Annotated in this window: 17 protein-coding genes and 1 riboswitch; of the genes, 6 read left to right on the forward strand and 11 right to left on the reverse strand. The window is 72.2% G+C overall.

The annotated features are described in order from the left end of the window. Positions 1-36: 36 nt before the first annotated feature. Positions 37-214: riboswitch (cobalamin riboswitch) on the reverse strand. 72 nt (positions 215-286) lie between these two features. Further along, positions 287-931, reverse strand: a complete 645-nt coding sequence (locus tag VHA72_RS14710) for a hypothetical protein (protein ID WP_325576509.1) — start codon at positions 929-931, stop codon at positions 287-289. A 95-nt stretch (positions 932-1,026) separates the two neighbouring features. Between VHA72_RS14710 and VHA72_RS14715 the strand changes: the two genes are divergently transcribed. Continuing rightward, the gene (locus VHA72_RS14715; protein WP_325576511.1) at positions 1,027-2,649 is read left to right on the forward strand and encodes a copper resistance CopC/CopD family protein; all 1,623 of its coding nucleotides are present in this window, start codon (positions 1,027-1,029) and stop codon (positions 2,647-2,649) included. On the opposite strand, the gene VHA72_RS14720 is transcribed toward VHA72_RS14715, so the two are convergent. The 9 genes from VHA72_RS14720 to VHA72_RS14760 all read right to left on the reverse strand — a co-directional run bounded on the left by VHA72_RS14720 (position 2,630) and on the right by VHA72_RS14760 (position 9,975). Continuing rightward, a complete protein-coding gene (locus VHA72_RS14720) occupies positions 2,630-3,538 on the reverse strand; it encodes a cytochrome c oxidase assembly protein (RefSeq protein ID WP_325576512.1) in 909 nt (302 codons plus the stop codon). The two genes, VHA72_RS14715 and VHA72_RS14720, sit on opposite strands and share 20 nt — an antisense overlap. Next, positions 3,531-4,370, reverse strand: a complete 840-nt coding sequence (locus VHA72_RS14725) for a M56 family metallopeptidase (protein ID WP_325576514.1) — start codon at positions 4,368-4,370, stop codon at positions 3,531-3,533. The genes VHA72_RS14720 and VHA72_RS14725 overlap by 8 nt, the downstream gene beginning before the upstream one ends. Beyond that, positions 4,367-4,771, reverse strand: coding sequence for a BlaI/MecI/CopY family transcriptional regulator (locus tag VHA72_RS14730; RefSeq protein WP_325576516.1), 405 nt, complete (start codon positions 4,769-4,771; stop codon positions 4,367-4,369). Before VHA72_RS14730 ends, VHA72_RS14725 begins: the two co-directional genes overlap by 4 nt. Next, positions 4,771-6,090 (reverse strand): Dyp-type peroxidase, encoded by a 1,320-nt coding sequence (locus VHA72_RS14735; RefSeq protein ID WP_325576518.1) that lies wholly within the window; start codon positions 6,088-6,090, stop codon positions 4,771-4,773. The genes VHA72_RS14730 and VHA72_RS14735 overlap by 1 nt, the downstream gene beginning before the upstream one ends. Before the next feature lie 4 nt (positions 6,091-6,094). Continuing rightward, positions 6,095-6,673, reverse strand: coding sequence for a copper chaperone PCu(A)C (locus VHA72_RS14740; protein ID WP_325576520.1), 579 nt, complete (start codon positions 6,671-6,673; stop codon positions 6,095-6,097). Continuing rightward, positions 6,670-7,287, reverse strand: a complete 618-nt coding sequence (locus tag VHA72_RS14745; RefSeq protein ID WP_325576522.1) for an SCO family protein — start codon at positions 7,285-7,287, stop codon at positions 6,670-6,672. The genes VHA72_RS14740 and VHA72_RS14745 overlap by 4 nt, the downstream gene beginning before the upstream one ends. 33 nt (positions 7,288-7,320) lie before the next feature. Beyond that, on the reverse strand, positions 7,321-8,310 hold the full coding sequence (locus VHA72_RS14750) for a cytochrome c oxidase assembly protein (RefSeq protein WP_325576524.1): 990 nt from the start codon (positions 8,308-8,310) through the stop codon (positions 7,321-7,323). 88 nt (positions 8,311-8,398) lie between these two features. Continuing rightward, positions 8,399-9,064, reverse strand: a complete 666-nt coding sequence (locus VHA72_RS14755; RefSeq protein WP_325576526.1) for a YcnI family protein — start codon at positions 9,062-9,064, stop codon at positions 8,399-8,401. 74 nt (positions 9,065-9,138) lie between these two features. Next, positions 9,139-9,975, reverse strand: a complete 837-nt coding sequence (locus tag VHA72_RS14760; RefSeq protein ID WP_325576528.1) for a sulfurtransferase — start codon at positions 9,973-9,975, stop codon at positions 9,139-9,141. Positions 9,976-10,025: 50 nt separating this feature from the next. Here VHA72_RS14760 and VHA72_RS14765 point away from each other — a divergent pair, with 50 nt between their 5' ends. The 3 genes from VHA72_RS14765 to VHA72_RS14775 all read left to right on the forward strand — a co-directional run bounded on the left by VHA72_RS14765 (position 10,026) and on the right by VHA72_RS14775 (position 12,394). Beyond that, positions 10,026-10,502 carry a flavin reductase family protein gene (locus VHA72_RS14765; protein WP_325576530.1) on the forward strand — a complete coding sequence of 159 codons (477 nt, stop codon included), beginning with the start codon at positions 10,026-10,028 and terminating at the stop codon, positions 10,500-10,502. Positions 10,503-10,547: 45 nt separating this feature from the next. Further along, on the forward strand, positions 10,548-10,715 hold the full coding sequence (locus VHA72_RS14770) for a hypothetical protein (RefSeq protein ID WP_325576531.1): 168 nt from the start codon (positions 10,548-10,550) through the stop codon (positions 10,713-10,715). Between the two features lie 80 nt (positions 10,716-10,795). Continuing rightward, complete coding sequence (locus VHA72_RS14775) at positions 10,796-12,394, forward strand: phospholipase C (protein ID WP_325576532.1); 1,599 nt, start codon at positions 10,796-10,798, stop codon at positions 12,392-12,394. A 64-nt stretch (positions 12,395-12,458) separates the two neighbouring features. Here VHA72_RS14775 and VHA72_RS14780 read toward each other — a convergent pair whose 3' ends face one another. Continuing rightward, a complete protein-coding gene (locus VHA72_RS14780) occupies positions 12,459-13,499 on the reverse strand; it encodes a YeiH family protein (RefSeq protein ID WP_325576534.1) in 1,041 nt (346 codons plus the stop codon). Between the two features lie 129 nt (positions 13,500-13,628). Between VHA72_RS14780 and VHA72_RS14785 the strand changes: the two genes are divergently transcribed. Then, on the forward strand, positions 13,629-14,684 hold the full coding sequence (locus VHA72_RS14785; protein WP_325576536.1) for an SDR family NAD(P)-dependent oxidoreductase: 1,056 nt from the start codon (positions 13,629-13,631) through the stop codon (positions 14,682-14,684). Next, positions 14,657-16,108, forward strand: a complete 1,452-nt coding sequence (locus VHA72_RS14790) for a DUF6884 domain-containing protein (RefSeq protein ID WP_325576538.1) — start codon at positions 14,657-14,659, stop codon at positions 16,106-16,108. The genes VHA72_RS14785 and VHA72_RS14790 overlap by 28 nt, the downstream gene beginning before the upstream one ends. Positions 16,109-16,528: the final 420 nt, after the last annotated feature.

Raw genomic sequence — 16,528 nt, forward strand, 5'->3', positions numbered from 1 at the left:
TCACCGAATCTGTTGTCCGCACCACCATGACGGTGCGCAAGCGCAACGGCGACAGCGAGCCTGTCGAGATCCCTACTGGCCGTCGCTTCCCAAGACCGGATGTCTCAGTGCTGTGTGACGGCGGTCGTTCCCACTCACCGCTGCGGGGCAGTCCCGGACTCGCACCGGGTTCCCTCTTGCCCCACGACGTCCGGCTGACGCCGTGGACCAGCTGCGGGACCACCATATGTGGGGGCCGGCATCGAAAGTGGGACCAGATCTTGTGTCGGCGTGTCGTGGTGTCCGCTCACGTGGCGAGCTGCCTGCGCCGCCGCAGGATGACGACCTGGAGGCCGAGGATGACCACCACGGCGAGCCCGATCGCGCCGTAGGTCAGGTAGCTGCCCAGGTGGCTGCCGGGCTGATAGGTCAGGGTGCCGACGATGTCGCCCCGCGTCGCGCCCGAGATCACCGGGATCTTCCAGGTGGTGATGAGATGGGCGTGCTTGGGGTCCTGCTGCACCACCGGCGGGTTGGCGACGCCCATCCAGTGGATCCGGTGGTCGTGCCACTGGGCGTGGTGGCCGTCGCTGATCTTCACCCACTCCGGCGGCTTGGTGGCGTTCGCGTCGTCGGGCACGTTGCCGATGGTCTGCTCCTTGTTGAGGTAGACCGCCGGCGAGAGCTTGTTCTGCCACACCCCGTGCGCGGTGATCTTGAGGTACTGGTCGTGCTGGTAGCCCTCCACGATCAGCGGGGTCGCCCCGGTGTTGGACACGTTGATGTCCTCGCCATTGCTCGGCGCGGTGATCCTCACGCCCGGGACCGAGGGCTGGATGCCGGTCACCTTCGTGACGTACGTCGAGAAGCCCCCGGCGTAGGCCGGCAGCGGCCCCGAGGCCATCAGCGAGACGGCGAGCAGGGTGAGCAGGGCGGCGGCGCTGCGACGCACGTGCGGATCCTTTCGGCGCGGCGGGCCTCGGCGCGCCGGGCGACCCGCTGGACGGTCGGGCACACCTTACCTCTACGGTTTGTAGAGTGATCGCCGTGCATCGTCCCTCCGCCTGGCAGCTGAGCCTGGCCGGCCTCCTGGTGTCGACCGTCGTGGGAGGACTGGTGCTGATCGCGGCCCCGGTCTTCGCCCACGCCGTCCTGGAGCAGAGCACCCCTCGGCCCGACAGCGTGCTGACCACGGCGCCCACCGAGGTGACGCTGCGCTACGACGAGCCGGTCACCCTGCTGGCGGACTCGCTGCGGGTCTACGGCCCCGACGGCCGGCGGGCGGACCGCGGCGACGTCGGCCACCCGGCCGGGCACGGCGACGAGGTGCGGGTGTCACTGGGCTCCTCCACCCAGGGCACCTACCTGGTCTCGTGGCGGGTCATCTCCGCCGACTCACACCCGGTCTCTGGGGCGTTCACCTACTCGGTCGGCAAGCGCACCGCCGCCCCCGCCGCCCCGGCCGAGAACGCCGACCAGGGCATGGGCGGCCTGCTCGGGATCGCACGCTGGATCGGGTACGCCGGCAGCGCGCTCCTGGTCGGCGTCCTGCTCGTGATCGCCTGGTGCTGGCGCGAGGGCTGGGGCAACCGCGACGTGCGCCGGCTGCTCGGTACCGGAGCCGCACTGCTCGGGGTCGGCGCCGTCCTCGACTTCTTCCTCAAGGGCCCCTACGACGCGGCGCTCGGGCTCGGCGCCGTCGCCCACGGTGACCTGATCCGCGAGGTGCTGGGCACCACCTACGGGCACGCCACCGTGGCGCGGCTGGTGCTGGCCGGGCTGGGCGCCGGGCTGATGGCGCTGGGTCGGCCCTCGCGGCTGCTGGCCAGTGGATACGCCGTCCTGGTCGGAGTCAGCTTCGCCCTCGCCGGCCATGCCGCGGCCGGGTCGGGCCGGATGCTGGCGACCGTCAACGACACCGTGCACGTGCTGGCCGCGAGCACCTGGCTGGGCGGACTGGTGCTGCTGCTCGCGGTGGTGCTGCGGCCGGAGCCGGCGGTGGTCGGCGTCGCCGAGCCGGACGAGCTCGCGCCGGTGGTGCGTCGGTTCTCCCGGCTGGCGGCGATCCTGGTGCTGCTGCTGGTCGCGACCGGGATCTACCAGGCCGCGCGTCAGGTCGGCTCGTTCGGCGCGTTCGGTGCGACCACCTACGGCCGCGAGCTGCTCGCCAAGATCGGGGTGATCTGTGTGGTGGTGCTGCTGGCCGCCGGGTCCCGGGCCTTCGTGTGGCGCGGCGGTCACCCGAGCCGGCTGCGCCGTACCGTGCTGGGTGAGGCGCTCGGGCTCGCGGTCGTGCTCGGGATCACCTCGGCGCTGGTCGCCACCGAGCCGGCCAAGACCGCCTACCACCCGACCGCGTCGGCCAACCTGAGCATCGCCGGCGACACCGTCCAGGTCTCGGTGGTGCCCGACGGCGACCGACAGATGCAGCTGCATCTCTACCTGTTCGGGCCGAACCAGCAGCCCACCGACCCCAAGGAGGTCGACGCGAGCGTGAGCCTGCCGGCCAAGTCGATCGGGCCGCTGCCGGTCGCGCTGGCGGTCGCGGGCCCCGGGCATCGCACCGGCACCATCGCGGTGCCGATGACGGGGTCGTGGCAGCTCGCCGTCACGGTGCGGACCTCGGCCGTCGACGAGGCGACCGGCTACCTCACCATGTCGATCCGCTGAGCCTGCCGCGCGGGCGGCGCAACCAGCCGACCAGCAGGATCGTCATCACCAGCACCGTCGCGGTCTCCGAGACCGCCCAGGCGATGCTGCCCGCCAGCGACTGGTCGGCCAGCGTGTCCACGCTCCAGCGTGGGTCGGGGTCGTCGAAGAACCCCAGCACCGGGGCGCCGGAGAGCATGATGACCAGCCCGAAAAGCGCATGCAGCGGGGTGCTGGCGAAGGTCTCGGCCAGGCGGCGCGCCGGGGGTCGGGCATGTCGGGTGTCCCGGACCAGCGGGCCGAAGAACAGGCAGCCGGTGGCCAGGAAGTGCAGCAGCATCACGTTGTGGCCCCACACGGTGTGCATCAGGTCGCCGAACAGCGGCGTGAAGTAGATGCCGTAGAGCGAGGCCAGGAAGAGCGTCCAGCGGACCGGAACGCTCAGCGCCACGGCCGCCAGTCGGCTGGCGCCCAGCCGGAGCAGGCCGCGACGCAGCATCCCGCCGCCGCCGTACGTCGGCAGTGCGCGCAGGGCCAGGTGCACCGGGGAGCCGAGCGCGAGCAGGACCGGCACCACCATGGCCAGGACCATGTGCTGGGCCATGTGGACGCTGAACAGCATCATCCCGTAGCCCTCGATGCCGGTGGTGGTGACCAGCTCGAGCGCCAGTACGCCGAGGACCCAGCTCGCGGTGCGCCGCCACGGCCAGCGGACACCGCGACCGGCCAGCACGGCGACGCCGGCCAGGTAGCTGACCAGGCCGACCAGACCGAGGAACGGCAGCAGCGGGATCGGCTGGAGGTGCGGGCCGAGGATCCGGGCCAGCGACGGCGGGTCCTGCGGCATCCACATCGGCCCGGTCATCGACCACATCCCACCGCCGTGGGGCATGCCGGACATCTCAGCCATGGGCCACGCCCGGCCGGCGACGGGCCGACTCGGCCGACTCCAGTCGGCGGGCACGCAGGTGCATGCCGTCGTCGCCGGTCGCGGCGCCGAGGGCGCGCAGGGCGCGGGCGGTGGCCCCGCGGCCACAGCGGCGGGCGGCGTGGTCATCGGCGGCCAGTTCCACCAGCAGGTGGATCGACCGCTCGAGGGAGCGGGCGCACGGCAGGATCGGAGCGCAGCGGAACTGCAGGTCGGCCAGTTGGAGCAGAAGATGATGGCGCTGCATCAGGTGCCCGCGCTCGTGCTCGACGACGGCGGCCAGCTCGGCCTCGGAGAGCAGGTCGCGCAGCCGCGAGGAGACCACGATGACCGGGTGGCGGCCGGGGATGCTCACGGCGCCGCCGTGCACGCTGTCGACCACGACGGTCGGGGCGGCGCGACCGGGCGCGCGCCGAGGGACGATGGCCGTCACCGCGGTGCCGCGCAGTCGTCGCCGGGTCGCCGCGGCGACCACGGTCCGGTAGACCACCACACAGGCCACGCCGCCGCCGATCGCGGTCATGAGGCAGGCGACGACCGTGAGCCCGATCCCGTCCAGGGCGGTGTGCAGCGAGAGGCGGGCGTGCGGCCGGTGCGGGCGGGCGGCCAGCGTGCTGGCCGCGCCGATGGCGCAGCCGAGACTGGCGAGCATCGCCACGCCGCCACTGCCGAGGGCGCCGATCCAGACCAGGATGGCGGTGCGTGGCAGCCGGCTCGTCCAGCGACGGCGCGTCACCACCAGCGGGGTGGCGACCATCACCGCCACCGCGTAGAGCAGCAGTAGGCAGCCGCCGCTGACGAGGGTGGCGATCACCGGGGCGACTCGCCGCCCCGGGGCTCGCCGTCGACCAGCCCGCGCAGCACGGAGAGGTCCTCGGGGCTGAGGCTCCCGGCGAAGCTGAGCAGGGCGCCGGTGCGGTCCTTGCTCCGTAGCAGCGCCTCCAGCATGTCGTCGGCCACGGCCGCGGCGTCGTGCCGCGCGACACAGAAGCGCAGCTCGCCGTGGGCCTTCGACTTCTCCACCTCGCCGGAGCGGTGCAGGCGGTCGAGCACGGTGAGCACCGTGGTCAGCGCGGGCGGGTGACCGTCGCGCTCGCCGAGCAGATCGACGACGCGGCGCGCGGTCAGCGGCTCGTCCGCATGGACGAGTACGCCGAGAACCTCGTCGCGCAGGGCGCCGTGGCGGCGGCGGGAGCGGTCGCCGGGGTTGGTCATCAGGCCTCCAGGAGTCGTTGGCCAACGTACTCGTCATCGCGGCGTGCTGGCACGGCGAAGACGGCACTGCCGACGTGGGTGGTGAATGCGTTCAGGGCGTCATGGTGCTGGGTGAGTGCGCGCTGGATCGGCAGGAACCCGCGGCGGATGTCCGCCTGCCAGGCGAGGAACAGCAGGCCGGCGTGGCGCTGCCCGTCGACGTACCCGTCGTCGAAGTTCCAACTGCGCCGGTAGATCCGGGCGCCGAGCGTGTTCTGCGGGCTGGCCAGCCGGATGTGGGCGTGTGCGGGAATCTTCAGCGCACCGGCCGCGTCCCGAGCGCCCAGGTCCACCAACTGGCTCTCGGTGTGGTCGCCCAGGGCGGCGCCGTCGGCGGTCCGCCGGCCGATGACCCGGTCGCGGGCGGCCTCGTCGTGGCCGAACCAGGTGTCGAGGTCGATCAGGATCTGCCGGGCGACCAGGTAGCTGCCGCCCTCCATCCAGCCCTGCTGGCGGCTCTGTACCGCCGTGCGCCACAGCGGGCTGCCGAGGGTCGGGTTGTCGGTGCCGTCGCGGTGTCCCATCAGGTTGCGGCCGGTGGTGGCGGGGTTGTCGGCGGCCACGGCCGTGCCGCGGAAGCCGGAGCGCGACCAGCGCAGCCGGAGTCGGTCGGCCAGCCGGCTGCGGGCGTAGGAGACCACGGCCTGCACCGCCCCGGCGAGCTTCAGCGGGTCCTCGGCCCCGATCTGGACCATCAGGTCCCCGCCGCACCGGGCGGGGTCGAGTCGGTCGGTGGCGAAGGCCGGCAGGTCGATGAGCTCCGCGGGCCGTTGGTCCCCGAGATCGCAGGCGGTGAGCAGGGAGGCCCCGATGCCGGGGGTGACCTGCAGACTCGCCGGCCGTAGGTCCAGGCCGGCCGAGCCGGTGGCCTGCGGATCGATCGCGTCAACGACGCGGGGGTACGACGCCGGAGCGGCGGCCTGGTCGGCGAGCCGGGCCAGGAACCTGAGGAACGCGACGGCGGTCTCGCGCGCCTCTCGTCCCGAGGCGTGACCGTGCAGGCTGAAGGCGACCAGGTGCCCGAACGCCGGGATGCGCGCGCCCAGGCCCATCGGTAACGAGCGGTCGGCGACCACGCCTCCGGCCGGGGCGAGTCGGTCGGTGGTGAGCCGGTCCGTGGTCGGTGCGGTGGTCGCGCCGTCGCGGTGGGTCAGGGTGCCGGCGGCGCCGCCGGCTGCCAGGCCGGCCACCCCGGCCGCGCCGGACCAGCCGAGCAGTGCTCGGCGGCCGATCCGGGCAGTGGTGTGGGCCGGTGCAGGGATGGGATCGGACGTCGACACGCGGCTACCGGCTTGCCTCGGGGCGATCTGCGGGATCGATCACCGGGAACGTCGTGGTCACCGTGGCACCGCTGCGGAAGGTCCAGGTCATGGTGATGGTCGACCCGGCGTTCAGGTCGCCCTTCAGATTCGTCAGCATGACGTGGTACCCGCCGGGTTGCAGCGTGACGTGACCGCCCGCCGGCACCGGGATGCTGCTGGCGGCCACCATCGTGCCCGCCGAGCCGTTTGCGCTGGCGACGGTGTTGTGCAGCGTCGCCTGGCCCGCGGCCGGGGTGGAGACCGAGACCAGCGCATCGTCGGTGGCGCCGGTGTCGGTCAGGGTGGCGTAGGCGGTGCTCTCGCTGCTCGTGCCCATCCCCGACATCCCGGACGTCCCGGACGTCCCGGACGTCCCGGACATCCCGGACATCCCCGACATGTCGCGGGCGGCGGAGACCCAACCGGCGCTGAGCGCGATGTCGCGGTCGTGAGCGTTGGCGAAGCGGGGGCCGGCCGCCTTCGTCGATCCGCCGCAGCCGGCGAGCAGCAGGCTCAGGGTCAGCGCCAGCACGGGCAGGGCCAGGAGTCGAGAGGAGATCATGCGTAGTCCTTGATCAGCGTGGGAAGTGCCTCGGCGTACGCCTTGGCTCCGGCCAGCTCGCTGAAGAAGCCGACCTCGCCGCCGTGCTGGTCGAGCACGAGCACCTGGGCGCCGTGGGTGACCTCGTAGTCGTGCTTGGTCACCTTCGGTGGCGTGATCGCGATGGCGTAGGAGCGCGCCGCCGCGACGACCTGCTCGATGGGTGCGCGGCCGGCGTGGAAGGTGGCGGAGTAGTAGTCGATCCAGCGGCTCAGCCGGGCCGCGGTGTCCCGGTGCGGATCGGTGCTGACGAACTGCACCCAGACCTTGCTGGCCAGCGACCCGGGCAGCCGGGTCATCGCGGCGGCCAGGTCCGCCATGGTGGTGGGGCACACGTCGGGGCAGCTGGTGTAGCCGAAGTAGACCAGGGTGAGCTTGCCGGCGGCGGGCTTGGCGTAGCTCCAGGTACCGCCGGCGGCCTGGTCGATGGTCTGGGTGGCCGGGCCGAGCGGCTGGTCTGGGATCGGGTGGTACGACGAGACCTCCGCGAGCGGCGTCGCGGTCGGGCCGGTGGAGTCGCCGCAGCCGGCGAGCGCCAGCAGGACGGTCAGACCGACGAGGATCCGAAGCTTCACGCGTCCACTCTACAAGATGTAGAGGATCGGGCGTCAGCGACCCTGCTCGTGCAGCCGGGCGAGCATCCGGTTGTAGGCCTCCAGCGCCTCATCGCTGTCGGCGTCCTCGATCGCCGTCGCCGAGCCGGTGTGCTCGGTCAGCGCGGCCCGCCGCGCGCCCTCCAGCCAGGAGCCGATCATCCGGTCGCGCTTGGTGGGGGAGCTGATCAGGCCGAGCATGATGCCGATGCCGATGGCCATCATCAGGCCGTCGCCCGCCGCCCACATCAGGCCGCCGGCGGCGTGGATGTCGGAGATCGGATCGGGCGCCCAGGACGGATGCATGCTCATCATCACCGGGAACGGCACCGTGTCGGTCTGCAGCAGCACGATCCCCACGATGGTGTCGGGGATCATCGCCGCGACCACGATCATCAGCCGCAGCAGGTACGGCGGGTTGGCCCGGATCGGCTCCTCGCCCAGCAGCGGCTGCAGGAACAGATAGCCCGCCACGATGTAGAGCACCTGCTCGCCGGTCATCAGCCAGCCGTGCCGCGCCATCTGATCCATGAAGCCGGTCAGGTGGGTGCCGATGATGACGATCGAGTAGAGCAGCGCGCCGGTGGCCTGGTGGGTCAGCGCGGAGACCGGCCAGGAGCGCAGCACGCGTCGTACCCGCTCCTGGGCCGGGCCTTGGAACGCCTCGACCAGCACCGTCAGCGGATGGCCGAGCACCAGCAGCGCCGGCACCACCATGATGAGCGCCAGGTGCAGCACCATGTGCATCCAGAAGACCGCCATCGCGTAGGCGCCGATCGCCGAGGCGACACAGACCCACATCAGCACGATGCCGGTGGTGAAGCAGGCCACCCGCCAGGGCCGCACCGTGGAGGAGCGGGCCGAGCGTCGGGCGATCAGGTAGGCGCCCAGGATGAGCACCCCCGCCTCCAGCCAGCCGGCCTCCAGACGCCAGGTGCCGAAGAAGCTCGCCCAGGTCAGCGGCGAGAGGTTGGACATCGTGTCCATCCCGGGCATTCCGGGCATCGGGGTCACACCTCCTGGGGGAGTCGGCCGGTGAAGAGAAGGCCGACACGGGCACTCTACGGCGCCCGGTCGGCGCCGACGCAGTCGGTCAGGCCTTGCGGCGTACGACGGACCAGCCGGCGCCGGCCACGGCGACCACCAGGGCGATGATCGAGAGCGCCAGCGGCGTGTGGGAGCTGCCGTCGTCCGTCGTCGCGGCGGCGGCCGGCGTACTGCTGTTGTCCACGGGAGCGCTGCTCGGCGCGGCGCCGGCGCCGGCCGGGGTGATGGTCAGCACCGGCGCCGGGTGAGCGGGCTCCGGCTGGCCGGCCACGGTGGGGTCGATCCAGCGCACCACGGAGCCGTCGCTGTAGGTCTGCAGTGCCTTGAAGACCACGGTCCCGGACGCCGGCAGCGGCCCTAGCGAGATGTCGAACTCGTCGAACTGTCCCGGCTTGATCGCGTCGGCGGCGGAGTCGGGGGTCCACACGATCTTGGCCACGCGCTGCCCGCTGTCGCTGACCTTGTAGCTCCAGCCCGGATGCGGCTTGACGCTCACCGACGCGAACGCCGGCGTGCTGGGGAAGTAGACCGCGAGCTTGGTGGTCGAGGCGGTGTCCGACTCGGTGGGAACGCGGAACGTCAGCTTCGAGTAGCCCCCACCGGTGGCGGTGTTGGGGTTCACGGTGACGTGGGCGGATGCCGGCGCGGCGAGGGCGAGGAGGGCCAGGGCGGGTGCGGCGGCGGCCAGCATACGGAAGCGGCGACGGGACATGGATCCTCAGTTCGGTCTGGCTCCCGGGGCTCGGGAGTCGCGTCGCCTGGACTCTACAACATGTAGAGCAGTTGTCACTCGCCGGTGGCGACCGGCCGGTCCTGGTTGCTCCACTGCGACCATGAGCCGGGGTAGAGGGCGGCGTCGAAGCCGGCGATCGCCAGCGCGGCCACCTCGTGCGCGGCCGTCACGCCGGAGCCGCAGTAGGCGGCCACGGCGGTGTCCTCGCCGACGCCGAGCGCCTCGAACCGAGCCCGCAGCTGCGCGGCCGGCAGGAACCTCCCGTCGGGCGCCAGGTTGTCGGCGGTGGGTGCGTTGCGCGCCCCGGGAATGTGACCGGCCTTGGGGTCGACCGGCTCGCTCTCGCCGCGGAAGCGCTCGGGTGCCCGAGCGTCCAGCAGTACGCCGGACCACGCGGCCGCGTCGTCGGCGTCGATGGTGGGCATGCCGCCGGGTCGCACCACCACGTCGCCGGCCCGAGGCAGGATGTCGCCGGTCTCCAGCGGCTGGTCGGCGGCGACCCAGGCGGGCAGGGCGCCGTCGAGCAGGCGGACGTCGGCCACGCCGGCCCAGCGCAGCAGCCACCACGCCCGGGCCGCGGCCAGGTTGCCCTCGCCGTCGTAGACCACCACCGCATCGCCCTCGTGTACGCCCCAGCGACGCATCTCCTTCTGCAGCGCCTCCGCCGAGGGCAGCGGGTGTCGCCCGTCGGTGGGCTCGCCGGCGGCGGCCAACTCCTCGTCGAGGTCGACGAAGACCGCGCCGGGGATGTGCCCGTCCAGGTAGTCGGTGACACCGTCGTACCGCTGACCGCCGGCGACGGTGAGGCGCCAACGCACGTCGAGGACGACCGGCGGGTGGTCCGACGCGAGAGCGGTGGCGAGCTCGGCTGGTGTGATGAGGACTGTCACATCCCTCACCCTAGGGAAGAGGAGCCCGTCGCGTCTGGTTGGCTGGTGTCGTGAGCGTGGAGCAGGACTTCCGATTGGCGATGCGGCACGTGGCGGCTCCGGTCTCCGTGGTCACCACCTACGTCGGCGGCGTGCCGGTGGGAACGACCGTCTCGGCGTTCGACTCGCTCTCGATGGACCCGCCGATGATGACCGTGGCGCTGCAGGTGGGCAGCTACCTGCTCTCGCACCTGACCATCGGGCTCCCGCTGGGCATCAACGTGCTCACCCACGAGCAGGAGGCGGTGGCGCTGCGGTTCGCCGCGCGCGACGACCGCCGCTTCGAGGGCGTGACCTGGTCGTTGACCGACGGTGCGCCCGAACTGGAGGACGTCCACGCCTGGATCGGGCTGCGGGTGCGCGAGATGGTCCGCGGCGGGGACCACGTGGTCGTCGTCGGCGACGTGATCAGCGCGCGCCAGGGCATCGGCCGGCCGCTGACCTATCACGATCGCACGTTCGGGACCCACCGCCGCGACGTGAGGTAGCCGGGATCGGGGTACCGGCACGGGACAGCCCGAGGAGGTGAGCCGGTGACCCTCTATAGCGTGATCCTGACGGTGGTGGTGCTCCTCGCCGTCGCGGTGCTGATCCTGCTCTTCGAGCGCAGGCGCGCCCGCGAGATCGAGCGCGATACCCGCGAGATGGCCAGCCACCGCGATCGGGAGACCCGGCGCGGACGCCGGATGAACCGAGGATGACGCCTCGCCGAACACGCTGACCCGCTCATAACCCCGGCGCTTCGCCGTCGTTCACGAAGCGACGACGAAGGGGTGCGGAGATGGGTTTCTTCGACGGGCTCGACCGGCGCGGCTTCCTCAAGCTGGCCCTGGCGAGTGGTGGCTTGGCGGCGCTCAACGACCTGGCCGGTCCGGTGCTGGAGCGGGCCTACGCCGCCGATCCGGCCGGGACCGGTGGCCTGGGCGACATCGAGCACTTCGTCTTCCTGATGATGGAGAACCGCTCCTTCGACCACTACTTCGGCACGCGGTCGGGAGTGCGCGGGTTCGCCGACGCGGCCGCGGCCGGGACGATCCGGCAGTACGGGTACGACCCGGTCAGGCACGTGGCCGATCCGGCGTCGTACTTGATGCCGTTCCGGCTCGACACCACTCGCGGCACCAGCCTTGACGGCGAGTGCATCAACGATCCGACGCACAGCTGGGCGCCCCAACACCAGGTCTGGAACGGCGGCCGGATGGACAGCTGGGTGCCGGTCCATCTGGCCAGCGAGGGCGTCGTCAACGGGCCCGCCACGATGGGCTACTACACCCGCGCCGACATCCCGGTGCACTGGGCACTGGCGGACGCGTTCACGCTGTGCGACCACTACTTCAGCTCGGTGATGGGGCCGACCGACCCGAACCGGCTCTACTGGATCAGCGGCACACTCGACCCGGACGGCGAGCACGGCGGCCCGATGCTGGACACGCCCGAGCTGGTGCCGAACCTCAGGTTCAGCTGGCGCACCTATCCGGAGAACCTGCACGAGGCCGGCGTCTCGTGGAAGGTCTACACCTCCGAGCAGGTGCCGGTCGCCTCCACTGCGGTGCTCTCCGGGATGATGCAGTCGTTCAAGCAGACCGCCAGCAAGCCCTATCTGCTCACCAACGGCGTGCTGCCCGTGTACCCGGAGAACTTCGCCCTCGACGTCGCGCTGGGCACGCTGCCGAAGGTGTCTTGGATCATCCCGCCGCTGCTCAACTGCGAGCACCCGGCGCTGCCGCCGTCCTTCGGCGCGGTGACGCTGCTGCAGGTGCTCGACACCCTGACGGCGCACCCGGCGATCTGGGAGAAGACGGCGCTGATCGTCAGCTACGACGAGAACGGCGGCTTCTTCGACCACGTCGCCCCGCCGGTGCCGCCTGCCGGAGAGCCGGGCGAGTGGCTCACCGTCGATCCGCTGCCCGCGACCGCCGGCGGTGTCAACGGGCCGGTCGGGCTCGGCTTCCGGGTGCCTGCGATGGTGCTCTCGCCGTACTCGCGCGGCGGGCTGGTCGCCAGCGACGTGTTCGACCACACCTCGCAGCTGCGTCTGGTCGAGAAGAGGTACGGCGTCGAGGTGCCCAACCTGTCCGGCTGGCGGCGGCGGACGTGCGGCGACCTGACCTCGACGTTCAACTTCGCCGCCGCACCCGACGCGCGGGCACCGAAGCTGGCGGCGACGCACGAGACCGGGGTTGCCGCCACGGTGCTGCAGTGCCGGGCGACGTACGACGCGATCACCGGCACGTTCGTCGAGCAGGCATATCCGGGCTATCCGGTGCCGCCGAACACGATGCCGGTGACCGAGCAGCAGGCGCCAAGTCGGATCGCCACCGTCGCCCGGCAGCTCTCGGGCGCGCCGCTGGCCGGTCCGGACCGCGTCGTCACGGGCTGAGCGCTCGTTGGAGGTCCCCGGCCGGGGTGAGACGGTGAACGAGACGGCGACCCCGATCCGCGTCTCACAGACCGGTGGTCGCGGCCTGGACGGCGAGGCTCACCACCGTCACCGTGACCCAGAGGATCGCGCCGAGCAGCAGCGGCCGGTGACCGGTGCGCCGCAGCGCGGCCACGTCGGTGGACAGGCCGATCCCGGCTAGGGCGACGGTGATCAGGAACGTCGAGACCGCGGCGATCGGAGCGCCGGCTGCGGTGGGCACGGCGCCGGTCGAGTTGACCGCCGCCATCAGCAGGAAGCCGACCAGGAACCACGGCACCAGGCGCAGGGTGCGCCCACGCGTCGGCGCCCGCCGCGGTGTGGTGTGCGGCGTCGTCCGCCGGCCGGTGAGCGCGGCGAGGGCGAGGGTGATCGGGATGATCATCAGGGTCCGCACCAGCTTGACCACGACCGCATGGTCGACCGCGGCCGGGCCGTACGCCGAGGCGGCCGCCACCACGGAGGAGGTGTCGTTGACCGCGGTGCCGGCGAAGAGGCCGAAGGCGTGCTGGCTCAGGCCGAGGGCGTGGCCGAGGAGCGGGAAGACGAGCACGGCGGCGATGTTGAAGACGAAGATCGTGGAGACGGCGTAGGCGACGTCCGCGCCGGCTGCCCCGATGGCCGGGGCGACGGCCGCGATCGCCGAGGCGCCGCAGATGCCGGTTCCGCAGCCGATCAGCGCCTGGAGGTCGCGATCGACCCCGAGCCGGCGGCCGACCAGCCGGGCCACGACGAGGCACACCGCGAGGGTGCCCAGCATCACCGGGAGCGAACCGAGGCCCACGGTGACGACCTGGCGTAGGGACAGTCGCAGGCCGAGGACGACGACCGACGCCTGCAGCACGCGCTCGCCGGCGAAGCGCAGGCCCGGGGTCAGGCCCGCGCTCGGGCGGCGGACCGTGGCCAGGAGCGAGCCGAGCACGACCGCGGGCACCGCGCTGCCGACGACCGGCGCCGCGTGCCCGATCGCCGTACCGACGGCGGCGAGGATCACCGCCGCGACCAGGCCGGGCAGCAGGACGGCCGTGCGACCGGGGCGCCGGAGGAGGGGGAGGGTGAGGGCCACGGCGCCATCCTCGGCGCGCCGACCCGCCCGGCGTAGAGGGCGATCGGCTGTGACGTCACAGGCTCAGCCTGTGAGCTTGTCGCCGAGTCGCACCGCATCGGAGCACCGTCGGCCGGGTACCCGGGCGGCATGATCGACCGTCTCCGCGATCCCCGGCCGCACACCGACCGGATGCGCGCGGCGGCGAGCGGGCTGCGCCGCTCCAGCCGCCGCGGTGTGGATCTCGACGGGGCCGCGGTGGTGGTCACCGGGGCCTCGAGCGGGATCGGGCGCGCGACGGCACGGCGGTTCGCCGGCAGGCATGCGCGGCTGTTCCTGGTGGCGCGCTCCGCGGATGCGCTGGCGGAGGTCGCGGCCGAATGCCGCGACGCCGGCGCCGCGGCGGTCACGGCGTACCCCTTCGACGTGGTCGAGCCCGAGGCACACGACCGGCTCGTCGCGCGGGTGCTCGCGGAGTGCGGCCGGATCGACGTCTGGGTCAACGCCGCCGCCGTGATGTCCTACGGCCGGCTCGAGGACACCCCGGTCGAGATCCAGCGGCGCATCGTGGAGGTGAACCTGCTCGGCGTCATGTGGGGGACGCGCGCGGTGGTGCCGGTGCTGCGCCGGCAGGGGCACGGCGTGCTGGTCAACGTCTCCTCGCTGTACGGCAAGATGACCACGCCGTACGTCAGCGGGTATGCCGCCAGCAAGTTCGGCATCCTCGGCTTCACCCAGACGGTGCGGCAGGAGCTGCACGACGTTCCGGGGGTCGCGGTCTGCGCCGTGTTGCCCGGCTCGATGGACACGCCGATCTTCCGGCATGCCGCCAACTACGTCGGGCGCCGGGTCAGGCCGGTGCCGCCGGTCTCCTCGCCCGAGCGGGTCGCCCGCGCGATCGTCGGCCTCGCCACCCGCCCGCGTGCGCACGTCGAGGTCGGGCGGCTGCACCACTTCGCCAGCCTCGGCCACGCCCTCCTCCCCGGCGCGTACGGCGACCTCGCCCCGGGCGTGATGCGCTTCGTCGCCATCGGCGACGAGCCCGAGGATCCGCACCCCGGCAACGTCCTCGCGCCCGACCCCAGCACCGACGCCGTCTCCGGCCACTGGCGCAACCGGCCCGTCCGCGCCGCGCTCCTCACCGCCGCCGCGGCCACCGGCGCCGGGGGAGGGTGGCTGTGGCTCAGGCGCTCGCGAGGGCGGTGAGGCCACCATCGCAGGGATGCTCCGGCTCTGGCGCTGAACACGGCCCATCCGCGGCCGCTATCGGCGAGACTCCTTCCATGGGTGACTGGAGTCGGCTCGCCGAGGTCCTGGCAGGCGTGGAGCGCTCGGTCCGCTTCACCTGGGCCGAGCTCGATGCCTTGGTCGGCGGGCTGCCGGCGTCGGCGAGGAACCATCAGGCATGGTGGGGTGGTGACAGGCCGCACGTGAAGGTCTGGCGCCGGGCGGGCTTCAGGATCGAGGGCCTGGTCCGTGGACACGAGGTCTCCTTCGTCAGGGTCGGGGCCACGACGGCGCCGGCGATGACAGTGTCCTGGCCTCAGGAGCTGGCCCCGGCACAGCGCCTGCTCCTCGTCACCTGTGTCAAGGAGAAGTTGGCTGCTCCGGCCGCGGCCCGCGACCTCTACGTCTCGCCGCTGTTCAAGAAGGAGCGTGCGTACGCCGAGACCTCGGGGCTGCCGTGGTTCATCCTCTCGGCGGAGCACGGGCTGGTCGCACCCGACGAGTGGCTGGCGCGGTACGAGCGCTACTTGCCCGATACGCCTCGCAGCTATCGCGCGGCCTGGGGCGTGTGGGTGACAGAGCGGCTGGAGCTGCTGGCCGGGAGTCTGCGCGGTCGTGTCGTCGAGGTCCATGCGAGTGAGGCGTACGTCGATGCGCTGCGCGGGCCGTTCGGCTCGAAGGGCGCCACCATCGTCGAGCCGCTCAAGGGACTCACGCTGGGCCAACGGCTGGCCTGGTACGCCGAATCGGTCCGATCCGACCGCATGCAATCCGACCGCATGCAATCCGACCGCATGCGGGACGTGGCACTCAAGGCGGCTCCAGCGGCCCCGGCCGGTCAGGTGCCCCACGCGGACACCAACGAGTTCTGCCGAGTGTTGACCGATCCCGACGGTCGCATGTCGCCGGCGGAGCTCCTCGGCCAGCCCCATGAACACCTCCAGGTTCCTGGGCTCTACAGCTGGTGGGTCGACGCCGAGGGCGCTCTGGAGCTGACGACCGCTCTCGGACTCCCGGTGGAGCCGGGGTTGGTCTACGCCGGGCTGGCGGGAGCCACCCGATGGCCGAGCGGGCGTCGGTCGACCAACACCTTGTGGTCACGTATCGCAGGGATGCATCTCGGGCAGAAGCACGAGTTCTCGACGTTCCGCCGCACGCTCGGGTCGATCCTCGTCGCCGGCGGAGACGACGCGGCGATCGACGAGGTCGCCTTGTCGGCGTGGATGCACGCCCACTTGCAGGTGAAAGCGGTGCCATTCCCCGATGCCGACACCCTCGGCCGTCTCGAAGAGGACGTCGTCGCCCGCCTCGATCCTCCTTTGAACCTCCAGGGAATGCCAGCGACGCCGCTCCGGACCGCACTGCGGGAGCTGCGCCGGCCGCATGGACGGAAGCGCCGATGAGCCGGGCTGTCGGTGCCGGCACCATCCACGGCCCTTGGAGTGCTGGTGCTGCGAAGGTCAGGACCGTCGGCATGCCCCTGATCTACGACCTCGCCGCGTAGGTGCGGCAGTCGGTCAACGCACCCAGGCGATCGCCACAAGGCCGCTGCGGAGCGAATTCCACGCTGGGTCCCGGAAGGAGAAGCCGGCTGAGATGGGGCGATTGGCAGTGTCGCCCGTCGGACCCAGAAAAGGAGGAGATTCCAGATCCACCCGCCGACCTCGCGAGGCGCTCCAAGGCCATCCACCAACGTGGAACATCCTGCTCCACGCGGTGAATCCAAGGTGGCCGGCCGTCCCGGAGTAGGCGATTCGGCGAAGCCGGCGGAAGGCCATGGGTGCGGACGGGCTGGCCTGTAAGCCGGGTTCTGTGATCGGCGA

It is taken from the genome of Nocardioides sp. (genome assembly GCF_035547795.1).
In the GTDB taxonomy this organism is placed as follows: domain Bacteria; phylum Actinomycetota; class Actinomycetes; order Propionibacteriales; family Nocardioidaceae; genus Nocardioides.